The following is a 13,091-nucleotide window of genomic DNA, read 5'->3' as shown; positions in this document are numbered from 1 at the left end:
AAACTACATAAAGCAATTTATTCGTCTTGGCAATTATATTAGCGGTTATTTAGGAAGATTTAATGCAATCAAACGTTGAAAATCCCAATCCTCTGGAACGAAATCTTGATATTTCGATTTCTCAAGAAAAAATCCAAGTGGAATTAGATGATCGTCTAAAGCGCTTGGCTGGAAAAGTAAAAATACAAGGTTTTCGTCCCGGTAAAGTGCCGCTGAAAATAGTGGCTCAACAATTTGGCGCGCAGTTGCGCCAGGAAGTGCTGGGAGAAATATTGCAGAAGCACTTTCAAGAAGCGGTTCAGCAGCAAAATTTACGAATTGTGGGTGCTCCACATTTTAAGGCTAAGCAGTCTGAAGAAAATAATGCTCATTATGAATTTAGTGCAACATTTGAAGTCTATCCAGATATAACGCTTGGAGACTTGAGTGTACTTAATGTGAATAAGCCCGTCGTAAAAATTGGTGATCAAGAAGTTGAAAAAACATTGCATGTCTTGCAAAAACAGAGAGCCGAATACGAATTGACTGATCATCCAGCAGCATTAGGTGATCGAGTTAATATCGATTACGTAGGTCTGATCGATGGAAATGAATTTCGTGGCGGCACGGCACAAGATTTTACTTTGATTCTGGGTGATGGAAACATTTTAAAAGATTTTGAAAATGCTATTATCAGTATGAGTGCGGGAGATGAGAAATCATTTCAGATGGTTTTCCCAGCTGATTATCATGATAAAGAAATTGCAGGAAAATCTGTTACATTTAATATCAAGCTCAACAAAGTTGAGGCGCCTGTGCTGGCTGATATCGATAATGAATTTGCCAAATTACTTGGTATCGAAGATGGCGACGTAAAGAAAATGTATGAGGAAATTCGATTGAGTCTTGAGCGTGAAGTTTTCCAAAGGACGCGAGCAAAACTGAAGGAACAAATCATGCAGTGCTTACTTGATACGACCGTATGTAATGTACCAAGAGTTTTAGTTGAGCAAGAAGTAAACTATTTGATTCAGGATGCTAAAAACAGCCTTGCAGCAAAAGGGATAGCTGATAAGGATATTCCTATCTCCCCTGAAATATTTTGGGAAAGAGCTGAACGGCGGGTGAAATTGGGTTTGATTTTAGCTGAAATTGTAAAAATCCATAGTTTGAATGTTAAACCGGAACAGACAAAGAAATATGTAGAGTATTATGCTCAGAGTTATGAGAATCCTGAACAAGTGATTAAGTGGCATTACTCATCACCTGAGCGTTTAAAAGAGATTGAGTCATTAGTACTGGAAGACAATGTCGTTTCGTGGGCATTGGAGCAGGTTAAAGTAATTGATCAAGAGATGACTTTCGAGGATTTGATGGGATATTCTCAGGCATCAGCTTAATCAGGAGTGAGTTATTTTGGATACAAGAGGTTTAGGTTTGATCCCGATGGTTATTGAAACCAGTGGGAGAGGTGAGCGAGCTTATGATATATATTCCCGATTATTAAAAGAAAGGATTATTTTTCTGGTAGGGCCTGTTACTGAGGTATCAGCAAATTTGATTGTGGCTCAGCTATTATTTTTAGAATCAGAAGGTTCGGATAAAGATATTTATTTTTATATCAATTCTCCTGGTGGTCTGGTTTCTGCGGGACTAGCTATTTACGATACCATGCAATTTATAAAACCGGATGTCAGCACTTTTTGTGTTGGTCAGGCTGCAAGTATGGGTTCTTTGTTGTTGGCGGCTGGAGCAAAGGGTAAGCGCTTTTGTTTACCTAACTCTCGCGTCATGATTCACCAACCTATGGGGGGATTTCAGGGGCAAGCTTCGGATATAGAAATTCATGCTAGAGAGATTTTGTATCTGAAAAGTCGTTTGAATGAGATCATGGCTAAGCATAGTGGTCAATCAGTAGAAACCATCGAAAGAGATACGGACCGTGATAATTTTCTTAGTGCCGAAGAAGCAGTAAAGTATGGTCTCGTAGACGCTGTATTTACGAGTAGAGACAATAAGAAATAAATTGGGCATATGCCTCAAGAGGTGTAATTAGATTTGAATAGTTTTATTTCTTTATTAAAGTCGCGTTGCTCAATGGTCATGGAGTCAAATTATGTCTGAAAAAATGGATGGCGATAAACTTCTCTATTGTTCCTTTTGTGGCAAAAGTCAGCATGAGGTGAGGAAGCTCATTGCAGGGCCGTCTGTATTTATTTGCGATGAATGTATTGATCTTTGTAACGACATTATTCGTGAAGAAATGCAACTTAATGAAACTACCAAATTAGTGAAATCTAATTTACCCACACCTCGTGAAATTTGTAAGATTCTTGATCAATATGTTATCGGTCAAGAATCAGCCAAGAAGATTCTTTCTGTAGCTGTCTATAATCACTATAAGCGTTTAAGGAATTTTACCAAAGTCAGTGATACTGATGATATTGAGCTTGCAAAAAGTAACATTCTTTTAATTGGCCCCACTGGTTCCGGTAAAACGCTGCTAGCACAAACATTGGCAAGATTATTAGATGTGCCATTTATTATTGCCGATGCAACAACACTGACCGAAGCGGGATATGTGGGAGAGGATGTAGAAAATATCATTCAGAAATTACTGCAGAAGTGTAACTATGATGTAGAAAAGGCTCAGCGCGGTATTATTTACATTGATGAAATAGATAAGATTTCACGTAAATCTGATAATCCTTCTATTACGCGAGATGTTTCAGGCGAGGGTGTGCAGCAAGCTTTGTTAAAGTTAATAGAGGGGACAATTGCTTTAGTCCCTCCCCAAGGTGGGCGTAAGCATCCTAATCAGGAGTTCATTCAAATAGATACCACCAATATCTTATTTATTTGTGGGGGAGCATTTGATGGCATTGATAAAATAATACGGTCGCGATCGGAAAAAGGCGGTATAGGTTTTGGCGCTGAAATAATCAACCGTAATAATCATAAAGAGATTAATGAAGTATTAAAAGCTGTTGAGCCTGAGGACTTGATTAAGTATGGTTTAATTCCAGAGTTTGTTGGACGTTTGCCAGTCATTGCAACATTAGATGAACTTAATGAGGCTGCTCTGATCCAAATATTAACTGAACCTAAAAATGCTTTGATTAAGCAATACTGGAAGCTATTTAACATGGAAGGAGGTGTTGAATTAGAGTTCCGGGAGCAAGCGCTCAAAGCGATAGCTAAGAAAGCATTGATGCGTAAAACAGGCGCACGTGGCTTGCGATCAATTCTGGAAGAGATATTATTAGATATAATGTATGATTTACCCTCCCTTGAAAACGTTTCTAAAGTTGTGATTGATCATGGATCTGTAAATGGTGATATCAAACCAATTTTGATTTATTCAGAACAACCAAAGATTACTAAGAATTCAAAGCAAGCTTAAAGAATTATGATGGCCAAGTATAACTAGTATATCTAGAGTAAAGTTGGTAAAAAACATCAAATTCAGAAGCGCATGAAATAACTACTGTACACTGTAGTATTCCTAATTCTATATTTTTGAATAGCACCATAATTTAGACCGGTGGTGCTTAATCTAAAGTGAAAATATGACCTCGGTAGCTAACGATAACGAATCCAATCAATTGATTTTGCCATTATTACCATTACGTGATGTAGTTGTTTTTCCACATATGGTGATCCCACTATTTGTCGGGCGACCAAAATCCATAAAGGCATTAGAGCTTGCTATGGAATCTGGTAAGAATATTTTGTTAGTAGCCCAGAAATCAGCGGCCAAGGATGATCCTACACCACGAGATCTTTATAGCATATGCTGTGTTTCGAGTCTTCTTCAAATGCTTAAACTTCCTGATGGTACTGTTAAAGTGCTGGTGGAAGGGAGCTATCGGGGGCGTATTTTAGAATTTATTGACTCGGAATCTTATTTTTCAGGAAAGGCAATTCAGATCTCGACTGAAAGTGCTACTAACACACCAGAAATAGAGGCTGCTCGCCGTGCTCTAGTATCACAGTTTGATCAGTTTGTAAAATTAAATAAGAAAATACCGCCTGAAATTCTAGCATCTCTTGCGGGTATTGATGAAGCCGGACGACTGGCTGATACTATCGCTGCATATCTGCCACTGAAATTAGAGAAAAAGCAGGAAATACTTGAAATTTTTGATGTGCAGAAGCGATTAGAGCATTTACTTGGTTTGTTGGAAACGGAGCTCGATATTCTTCAAGTAGAAAAGCGTATTCGCGGAAGAGTTAAGCGTCAGATGGAGAAGAGTCAGCGAGATTACTATCTGAATGAACAGGTAAAAGCCATTCAGAAAGAATTGGGGGAAGGAGAGGAAGGAGCTGATCTAGAGGAAATCGAGAAAAAAATTAAAGCTGCTTCACTGCCTAAAGATGCTCTTGCGAAAGCTGAGTCAGAGTTTAAAAAATTGCGTCTTATGTCACCGATGTCAGCTGAGGCAACGGTGGTCCGCAATTATATTGACACGTTAGTTTCGTTACCGTGGAAGTTGAAAAGTAAAATTTGTAAGGATCTTAATGCAGCAGAAGCTGTGTTAGAGCAAGATCATTACGGATTAGAAAAAATTAAAGAAAGAATAGTTGAATATTTGGCAGTACAACAAAGGGTTAGCAAACTAAAAGCACCAATCCTTTGCCTTGTCGGTCCCCCAGGAGTTGGTAAGACCTCTCTTGGAAGATCTATTGCTCGTGCGACTAATCGGAAATTTGTGCGTATGTCTTTAGGAGGGGTACGTGATGAGGCAGAAATACGAGGTCATCGTCGTACTTATATAGGGTCGATGCCAGGAAAAATTCTACAAAATATGACTAAGGTTGGTGTCAAAAACCCACTCTTCTTATTGGATGAAGTAGATAAGATGGGAATGGATTTTCGCGGAGATCCAGCATCAGCGTTATTGGAGGTGCTTGATCCAGAGCAAAATAGTACTTTTGTTGATCATTATATTGAGGTTGAATACGATTTATCCGATGTGATGTTTGTTGCGACAGCAAATACACTGAATATACCCTCTGCACTGCTTGATCGTATGGAAGTGATACGTTTATCGGGTTATACGGAAGATGAGAAGCTTCATATTGCCAAACGGTACTTATTACCTAAACAAATACAAAACCATGGACTTAAAGAAAATGAACTGATACTGTCTGAATCTGCTCTACGAGATATTGTCCGGCATTATACGCGCGAAGCTGGTGTGCGTAGTATGGAGCGTGAAATATCCAAGATTTGTCGTAAGGTGGTAAAGACTATCGTAAGTAATAAGAAGGAAGAGAAAGAGGGACTTACCGTTAATTCGCGGAATCTTGCTAAATATTTGGGAGTTCATCGTTATACGTATGGAGTTGCAGAAGAGAAGAATCAGATAGGACAAGTGACTGGTTTGGCATGGACTGAAGTAGGCGGTGAGTTGCTAACAATTGAGGCGGTAGCGCTGCCAGGTAAAGGAAAAACGATTACTACAGGGAAATTAGGTGAAGTTATGCAGGAATCAGTGCAAGCTGCACTATCTGTGGTCCGTAGTCGTGCAGCAATACTTGGCATAGCAGAGGATTTTTATTTAAAAAAAGATATTCATATTCATTTGCCAGAAGGTGCCACACCCAAGGATGGGCCAAGTGCAGGTATTGGGATTTGCGTTGCTATGGTTTCTGTACTGACGGGTATTCCAGCGCGTGCAACCATAGCTATGACTGGAGAGATAACACTACGTGGAGAAGTATTGCCAATAGGGGGGCTCAAAGAAAAATTATTAGCGGCTCATCGCGGTGGTATTAAGATGGTGCTGATACCAGAAGATAATATTAAAGATTTAAATGAAATCCCGGCAAATATAAAGAGCAAGCTGAAAATTCAACCAGTAAAATGGATAGATCAGGTTCTGGAATTGGCGCTAGAGCATAGACCGGAAACGCTTCCATCAGCAGTTCAGAACACACTAACAGCCATTAATGAAGATGATGTTAGTAATGCTATTATTAAACATTAGCTAGTGTAATATATGAGAAATGGGGTTCGCGAGTGTACATGCCGATGTCGTATTCGTAAACAAGTTCTATTTCAATTATCCTGCAAGCGGGGAAAATAATTCTCGTGAAGGGTGTAGTATTGCCTGGATGACATGCATGGGATAGCTTGTTCAGCTGCGCTTTTTAGGTTAAATTAACGTATTTTGGAATGGCGGTAAAGTTTATGACTGCGCACAGAGTGAGCGGCTTTCTAAACGTCCTTAGCAGGATGCCGGCTCATCAGAGCTTGTTCGTGTCAGCAAATCAAATTATTGAGATACAATGCACATTTTTTAGAATTGTTTCTCCTCAACTAGCTAAACGATGCATTATTGGTAAATTTTCTGATGGATTGCTCGTAATCTATGCAGATAACAGTACTATAGCCGCAAAATTAAAATATATTACCCCATCATTACTAAGAAAGTTTGGTTCACAAGTAGAATCTATTCAAATTATCGTGTATGCCGATTACCGTAAAAATTTGTTTAGCATTTCATCTAAACAGAAACCACAACTTAGCCAAAGGGCCGCGCAAAATTTGAATCAATTTGCTTTGGCAATGCCTCTATCTCCCCTTAGAACTGCGATCGAATCATTGCTCAATAACTGTAAAACTGAACCGAATCACTCATAGAAGTGAGAAGATCTCGTGTAATCAATTTGATAGCGTGAGTTAGATCAATAGCATTTTGCATCAAATCTAAAAGCTATCCACAAAAAATTCTATTCTAAATCAGTTACCTGTGTTTGTGACCGGGTTTTGCGGCGCACCGATTTTGAAGATGGCGCGATTTCCTAAAATCGGCTAATGATAGCGTTGCGCAATCAACAGCAATCAGTTTGATTTCATCTGGATAGAGCGTTTGTTTGCGGATTGGGCATCCATCCTGCAGTTGTTTTCCTTAAATTGTCGATCATAGCAATAATCCTAAAAACTGTGATTGGATGCGACGTGGCATGCGTTTAGCTGGGGGTAAGCAAGGTGCGATGAAAGGCTGCTCCCTCATAACAAAGAGCAACGCAGTATTCGCATTTGGCGCAACATGGGATGCGCTCTCCTAGTAGCCTCATCGTGCGGTTGCAGGAGGGATTTATGCCGAGGCATTAACTTTTCAACTAAACGGTCCCCCATGGTTTCCAGGATAACACAAACACAGCGCAGTACAGATAAGGTAAATACGGTTTGCAGCTACTGCGACTATTGATGCGGAAACAATTTGTCTGTAATCGGGTAGCTGGACGGCTATACCATGTTGGATGTTATGCAGGTGAAGTTATGTTTTGCACCAGAAGTACTGGAATCTTTTTTTGCTGTCATTTCGACTTCTGTATTCCCGATTGATATAGCAAAACAAGATAATTATGATTATGATAGAAGGCATGGCATATACGCTGGATTTTCGCCGTAAAGTTCTGTCTGTTCGAAAGAAAGAAGGACTCACAATAGCGGAGGTGGCGGCCCGGTTTGATGTTGGTGTGGCAAGCGTGGCGCGCTGGATTAATAATATCTATCGCAAGCCACAAGGGCTCAGAAGACGCAAGATTGATCTCGACGCGCTGCGCCAGGATGTTCTCGATTACCCCGATGCTTACCAGTTTGAGCGAGCAAAGCGTCTGGGTGTTACGCAAAATGCGATTTTTCTTGCCCTGAGGAAATTGCGCGTGAGCTATAAAAAAACACTGCGGCACCCTGGGGCGAACGAAGGCGCACGGCTTTCCTTCCAGGAAAAAATCAAGGCGCATGAAACTGTCGGTCGCACGATTGTTTACATTGATGAAAGTGGATTTGCCCATGATATGCCGCGCATGCATGGATATCCTCCCCTGGGGCAAAGATGCTACGGCGTCCGGGACTGGCATGCCAAAGAGCGGACAAACGTCATCGGTGCGCTGATCGGAGAATTCCTGCATACCATCGGATTGTTCAAGACGAGCATTAATGCCGATGTTTTCTACGCGTGGACCGTGCAAGACCTGTTGCCCAAACTTCCTCCGGCTTGCGTCATCGTGATGGACAACGCCGCTTTCCACAAGCGACAGGATATCCAGGAGGTCATCGCCAAAGCTGGGCACGTGCTCGAATACCTACCCGCTTACTCCCCGGACCTCAACCTCATAGAACACAAATGAGCGCAATCAAAAGTCCTGCGCAGAAAATTTCGATGCTCCATCGAGGGTCTCTTCAATGAGAATGCTCTTTGAATCATTCCTAACTGGTTTAGCTATAGTTGATGTTATCTTGGTTTTATGCATATATACTTACGAAAGATTCCTGATCTGTCAGGGGTAGATCGAGCGTAACTCAATAAACCACAAGGCAAAAATGGATTTTTTTATGTCAAGAATAAGTTGACAGCACTTTATATCAAATGTAGATTCGCGGGTTTGAACGTCAATTAAATGGAGGGAGAAATTTAAAATGGTTTCAACAGTATATGCTGTCACACTTGTGTGCATGGGTTTGATCGTAGCAGTTTTTTACTTTGTTATTGTTAATTCAAAGAAAGTTGAAGCAGATTATCCGTCAATCACAAAGAAATGGTATGGGGTACGTAGCAAATGGTTTCTTTTCTTACTTACCCTTGGTATTGCCGTTTCATTTGTTTCAACTAATCCGTTCCCAATCCCAGATCAGAAAAAAGATTATCCTGAGAATGACCACCAGGTTGTAAAGGTAGGTGCATATCAGTGGTATTGGACGATAGCGCCTGATACCGTGGATGCAGGCAAACCGGTTACTTTCCTTGTGACTGGAGAGGATGTAAACCATGGATTCGGCATCTATGATGAAAATTTGAATTTAGTTGGACAAACCCAGGCTATGCCAGGCTACACCAATAAACTTTTGCATACATTTGATAAGCCAGGGAAATATAAAATTCTGTGCCTGGAGTATTGTGGTTTGGCACATCACGCCATGATCACAGAGTTAACAGTAAAATAAGCAGATCAACAGTAATATTGAGAACAATTAAAGAGTGGAGGGGGTTATGAGTAGTACAGCGGTAGCGAGTGGAAAAATTGAATATAGCGATTCAGAAAACAAGAATGCCCTGATTGCTGTCAAGGCGCATCTGATCGGGGGATTACTGGTATTTCTGTTAATGATGCTAGCTGGGCTGACCATGAGGGCAGTGCAAGGTACCTGGCTGGAAATTGGCGCTGACTTGTTTTATCAAATCATGACAGTGCACGGTGTAGGGGTTGTGGGTGCGGCAGGAATCGCCTCGACCGGGGTATTATGGTATTTTTTACGTCAATATGTACGCTTAAGCAATAGCATATTCTGGATCAATTTCATCATTTTTCTGACCGGCGTCGTCATGATTCTGGGCTCCATTTTTCTGGGTGGTTATGGAGGCGCGTGGACCTTTCTTTATCCCTTGCCAGCCAAATCTATGGGAGTCTGGTCTACAGGAGCAGCAGCTGTTTTTCAGTTAGGGTTGCTGGTCATTGGAACTGGATTTCTGATTCTTTATCTGGATATGGGCAGAGGCATTCTAGCGCGCTATGGTAGCCTCTCTAGAGCGCTTGGACTCACTCAGCTTTTTGGTAAGGAAGCAGTTGATTATACCCATCCAGCAACTGTAGTCGCCGGTACCATGGTGATGATTGTCAACTTTTTAGGTATAGCTGCAGGAGCGGTGGTATTGGTCATGGGCCTGATTAATCTTTACACGCCAGAGTTCCAGCCTGATGCATTACTGATGAAAAATTTAATTTATTTCTTTGGTCATGTCTTCATTAACGCTACCATTTATGCATCTGTTACTGCAGTGTATGAATTATTGCCTCGATACACGGGTCGCCCATGGAAAACTAACAAGGTCTTTTATGCAGCCTGGTTTGCTATTGTGTTCATGGTGATGGCAGTTTACCCACATCATTTAATGATGGATTTTCCGATGCCTCAATGGGCATTGATAGTCGGGCAAGTGCTTTCTTTTGGTAGTGGCATACCAGTTCTGGTAGTTACTGGCTACGGTGCATTAATGATCGTTTATCGTTCTGGTATTCAATGGAGTACCACTACAAAATTATTGTTCTTATCTATGTTTGGCTGGGCCGCAGGTGTAATCCCTGCTATTCTGGATGCGATGATCACCGTCAATCGAGTATTCCATAACACCTTGTGGGTGCCAGGGCATTTCCACTTCTACTTGCTACTTGGATTGCTGCCGATGATCTTTGGTTTTACCTATCATCTTACTGGTGAGGGACGTCAAGGTGATCAACTCAAGGCAACTGATAACTTAGGATTCTATGCTTACTTAATCGGTGCCCTCATGACATCCATGGTCTTTCTTGCCAGTGGCGCAAACGGTATTCCTCGTCGCTGGGCAACCCATATGACAGAATGGGTAACCTTTGCACAGGTTGGTACTGTGGCTGCTGCATTGGTTGTAGTGGGAGCACTGTTATTTACGTTGCGTGCGCTTATCAGCTTGCCTCGGGCTGCTGATCCGCGCTAAAGTTACAATTCTCCCTCATCAGGGAGAATTGTTAAAAAAGGTCTTAAATATCACTCAGAAAGCAAGTGTGGCTATAGGTAAGATAAGCAACCGGTTTTGAGATATTTTTGGCCTTTTGGCTAAAGGAGAAATAAGGAGTGAGAACTTTCCTGGCAACGATTTTCATAGTTATCACTGGATTGCTCATTCTGTGGGTAAGCACAGATGGCGGGCGTGCTTTTACTGTAGAAGAAGCACGCCGCCTCGAAGTGCGTGAGAATCCTCGTTCTGTACCTAACTGGCGTTTACAGAATCAAGATTCAGAGCTTGTTAGTTTGCACGACTGGCACGGTCAATTTATAGTTATAGATTTTATTTATACGAGCTGCCCAAGTGTATGTCTGATACTTAGCAGCGGCTTAAGAAGCCTACAAAATGATTTTGCTGCGCAACTAGAGAAAAATAATTTACGTTTCTTGAGTATCAGTTTCGACCCAGAAAATGATACTCCTCAGAGACTAAAAGAACACCTTTCTCACTTTTCTGCCAATTTAAAATACTGGATGGCGGCGCGTCCAACCAGTTTATCGCAGAAAGAAATTATTCTTGATTTCTTTAAGGTAATCGTTATCCCTGATGAATATGGTGGTTATACACATTCTGCAGGCTATCATGTTATTGACCCAGAGAGTAGGTTAGTTGCTATTTTTGGCGTAGAGCAGCTTAATGAGCTAAAAGAATATCTAACTCAAGTAATAAATAAAGAAAATGTCCATCAAGATTAAGCAGGAATGGTTGTTGCTGGTAGCGTTTGTTGCACTGGTTTTACCTCCTTTGCAACAATTTCTGGAACAAAGTATGGTGACACACATGCTGGTTCAGATCCCAATATTGACGATAATTGGATGGATGATCGGAAAATCATTATCTGAGCATTGGAAAAGCAAGATAGTACCATGGAATCGATGGGGAATAACAGGTATGGCGTTGGCTATTGTTATCATGACTTACTGGATGTTGCCACGCGCCCTGGATGCAGCGGTATCAGAATGGTATTTCGAGTTAGTAAAATTTATTACGATTCCTTTAATGGGTATTTCGCTTAGTTTAAGTTGGCCATTGCTTCATCCTATCGCGCAAGGAGTTCTAAAATTGGAATTTTGGGCTACTTTTATGCGTCTAGGGTGGTTATATCTAGATCTGCCAGATCGCCTTTGTGCAAATTATCTGCTGAGTGACCAACGTATTCTAGGACAACTGCTTTTATTAGGTGGAAGTGCTTGGGCTGTCGCCTGGACGCTACGCATTATGTTCGGAACCAGGATCGTTAAAACTTGAATGTGCGCGGTAGAGGTACATTAAATACATTGCCGCGCTATTCTGTTTTATGCACTATGTGTGCGGTACCACAACACTGAATTAAATGCTACTGCTCCCAGAATATTGCCTATCGTTACTGGAATTTGATTCCATAGCCACCATTGTGAAATGGTTACATCAGCGCCAGATAGAATTCCTACCGGAAAGACAAACATATTTACGACAGCATGCTCAAAACCAAGCGCAAAGAAGGTTGCAATGGGTAGCCAGATCAGCATCACCTTGCCAGGCACACTTCGCGATGCCTTCGCGAAAACTGGTCCGAGGCTGACTAGCCAGTTACATAACACTCCCATACCAATAGCCGCAAACCAGCCAGTCATGCCATATTCGGAATAAGAGGCTTTCTTTTCAGCGAGTCTAGCTAGCGTGGTCAATACACCAGGAATTTCTCCTGCACCTCCCTTGGTCAAGGCAAACCAAAGCAACCAGGCGAAGAAAATGCCGCCAACCAGATTGGCTATGAATGTCCATGTCCAGTTACTTATCACGCTTAATAATTTGATTCGCCCAGCAAGTAAAGCCATGGGCATAACGGAGAAACTGCCAGTCGCCATTTCAAGACCGAGTATTGCCAGCATGATATAGCCAACTGGGAAAAGAAGACCAGCGGCTGCTGTCGGCCATCCTTGAGATGCCAGCAATGCGGAGAGAGCTGTGGCATAGGCAAGAAATGGTGTGCACAAAAATCCCCGTACCAGAATCTGGGAAACGCTAAATTTACTTTTCTTGACTGCATCTTCAACAAGGTCACGCCCCATCTGCAAAGGTGGGACGCTATCGATGAAAGTTGAATCACCTGCTTTAGGCGGGATTGCGCTACCACCAGCTGACATGGTTTCTGCGACTACACTGGATTGAATGGCATGTTCGGATTCTTTCATTTTTTCTCTTAGATAGCGTTAATCAAGGAAATACTGACTGTTATACTATGCGATTAAGTGCATAATAGGCAAGGATTCTGCCACATCTTAGAGTAAGTGGCAAGCAAACAACTTGACCGTTTAATCATTTAAGTCACTGAAAGAGCAAGACCAAATTCGTAGAAGATGATAGAGACAAACGTGAAATGTTGATTTCATTGATTCAGGTGATAGGAGAACTCCTTAGTTGGTTATTTGCAAGCCGGTTATGTTTTATAGCTTGAAGTTTGATGTGTTGCTTATTGACTAGGGTCTGTTGACATTTTACATAGGTAGCCACAGATATCCACATGCCATGGCAATCATACTTTCGTAATTTCTTTTCAATTTGTCATATCGCGTA

11 protein-coding genes and 1 pseudogene are annotated in these 13,091 nt (G+C 41.5%); 10 read left to right on the top strand and 2 right to left on the bottom strand.

From position 1 onward, the window contains the following. Positions 1 to 62: 62 nt before the first annotated feature. From tig to R2Q26_RS02740, 10 genes are all read left to right on the top strand, one after another. The gene (gene tig / locus R2Q26_RS02785) at positions 63 to 1,379 is read left to right on the top strand and encodes a trigger factor (RefSeq protein WP_317534874.1); all 1,317 of its coding nucleotides are present in this window, start codon (positions 63 to 65) and stop codon (positions 1,377 to 1,379) included. 46 nt (positions 1,380 to 1,425) lie between these two features. Beyond that, positions 1,426 to 2,004 carry an ATP-dependent Clp endopeptidase proteolytic subunit ClpP gene (gene clpP / locus R2Q26_RS02780; RefSeq protein ID WP_317534983.1) on the top strand — a complete coding sequence of 193 codons (579 nt, stop codon included), beginning with the start codon at positions 1,426 to 1,428 and terminating at the stop codon, positions 2,002 to 2,004. A 91-nt stretch (positions 2,005 to 2,095) separates the two neighbouring features. After that, positions 2,096 to 3,382, top strand: a complete 1,287-nt coding sequence (clpX, locus tag R2Q26_RS02775) for an ATP-dependent Clp protease ATP-binding subunit ClpX (RefSeq protein WP_317534873.1) — start codon at positions 2,096 to 2,098, stop codon at positions 3,380 to 3,382. 166 nt (positions 3,383 to 3,548) lie between these two features. Next, positions 3,549 to 5,972, top strand: coding sequence for an endopeptidase La (gene lon, locus R2Q26_RS02770; protein ID WP_317534872.1), 2,424 nt, complete (start codon positions 3,549 to 3,551; stop codon positions 5,970 to 5,972). 272 nt (positions 5,973 to 6,244) lie between these two features. Then, a complete protein-coding gene (locus R2Q26_RS02765; protein ID WP_317534871.1) occupies positions 6,245 to 6,628 on the top strand; it encodes a DciA family protein in 384 nt (127 codons plus the stop codon). Positions 6,629 to 7,374: 746 nt separating this feature from the next. Beyond that, complete coding sequence (locus R2Q26_RS02760; protein WP_317534870.1) at positions 7,375 to 8,124, top strand: IS630 family transposase; 750 nt, start codon at positions 7,375 to 7,377, stop codon at positions 8,122 to 8,124. 289 nt (positions 8,125 to 8,413) lie between these two features. Then, positions 8,414 to 8,938, top strand: coding sequence for a cytochrome C oxidase subunit II (locus R2Q26_RS02755; protein ID WP_317534869.1), 525 nt, complete (start codon positions 8,414 to 8,416; stop codon positions 8,936 to 8,938). A 46-nt stretch (positions 8,939 to 8,984) separates the two neighbouring features. Beyond that, on the top strand, positions 8,985 to 10,466 hold the full coding sequence (locus R2Q26_RS02750; RefSeq protein WP_317534868.1) for a cbb3-type cytochrome c oxidase subunit I: 1,482 nt from the start codon (positions 8,985 to 8,987) through the stop codon (positions 10,464 to 10,466). Positions 10,467 to 10,603: 137 nt separating this feature from the next. Beyond that, positions 10,604 to 11,230, top strand: coding sequence for an SCO family protein (locus R2Q26_RS02745; protein WP_090571733.1), 627 nt, complete (start codon positions 10,604 to 10,606; stop codon positions 11,228 to 11,230). Further along, positions 11,214 to 11,783: a hypothetical protein gene (locus R2Q26_RS02740; RefSeq protein WP_317534867.1), complete on the top strand. Its 570-nt coding sequence runs from the start codon at positions 11,214 to 11,216 to the stop codon at positions 11,781 to 11,783. The genes R2Q26_RS02745 and R2Q26_RS02740 overlap by 17 nt, the downstream gene beginning before the upstream one ends. Positions 11,784 to 11,830: 47 nt before the next feature. On the opposite strand, the gene R2Q26_RS02735 is transcribed toward R2Q26_RS02740, so the two are convergent. Continuing rightward, positions 11,831 to 12,709, bottom strand: coding sequence for a formate/nitrite transporter family protein (locus R2Q26_RS02735; protein WP_317534866.1), 879 nt, complete (start codon positions 12,707 to 12,709; stop codon positions 11,831 to 11,833). A 303-nt stretch (positions 12,710 to 13,012) separates the two neighbouring features. Next, positions 13,013 to 13,091, bottom strand: a pseudogene (locus tag R2Q26_RS02730) (IS5/IS1182 family transposase); the annotation flags it as partial.

This window comes from Nitrosomonas sp. Is37 (assembly GCF_033063275.1).
In the GTDB taxonomy this organism is placed as follows: Bacteria; Pseudomonadota; Gammaproteobacteria; order Burkholderiales; family Nitrosomonadaceae; genus Nitrosomonas.
This window is presented reverse-complemented; position numbering and strand designations above follow the sequence as displayed.

What these genes read in the sequence shown, in the direction of transcription:
- clpX (WP_317534873.1), top strand. Translation starts at nt 2,096, where the DNA reads ATGTCTGAAAAAATGGATGGCGATAAACTTCTCTATTGTTCCTTTTGT.
- R2Q26_RS02755 (WP_317534869.1), top strand. Translation starts at nt 8,414, where the DNA reads ATGGTTTCAACAGTATATGCTGTCACACTTGTGTGCATGGGTTTGATC.
- clpP (WP_317534983.1), top strand. Translation starts at nt 1,426, where the DNA reads ATGGTTATTGAAACCAGTGGGAGAGGTGAGCGAGCTTATGATATATAT.
- tig (WP_317534874.1), top strand. Translation starts at nt 63, where the DNA reads ATGCAATCAAACGTTGAAAATCCCAATCCTCTGGAACGAAATCTTGAT.
- R2Q26_RS02760 (WP_317534870.1), top strand. Translation starts at nt 7,375, where the DNA reads ATGGCATATACGCTGGATTTTCGCCGTAAAGTTCTGTCTGTTCGAAAG.
- lon (WP_317534872.1), top strand. Translation starts at nt 3,549, where the DNA reads ATGACCTCGGTAGCTAACGATAACGAATCCAATCAATTGATTTTGCCA.
- R2Q26_RS02750 (WP_317534868.1), top strand. Translation starts at nt 8,985, where the DNA reads ATGAGTAGTACAGCGGTAGCGAGTGGAAAAATTGAATATAGCGATTCA.
- R2Q26_RS02740 (WP_317534867.1), top strand. Translation starts at nt 11,214, where the DNA reads ATGTCCATCAAGATTAAGCAGGAATGGTTGTTGCTGGTAGCGTTTGTT.
- R2Q26_RS02735 (WP_317534866.1), bottom strand. Translation starts at nt 12,709, where the DNA reads ATGAAAGAATCCGAACATGCCATTCAATCCAGTGTAGTCGCAGAAACC.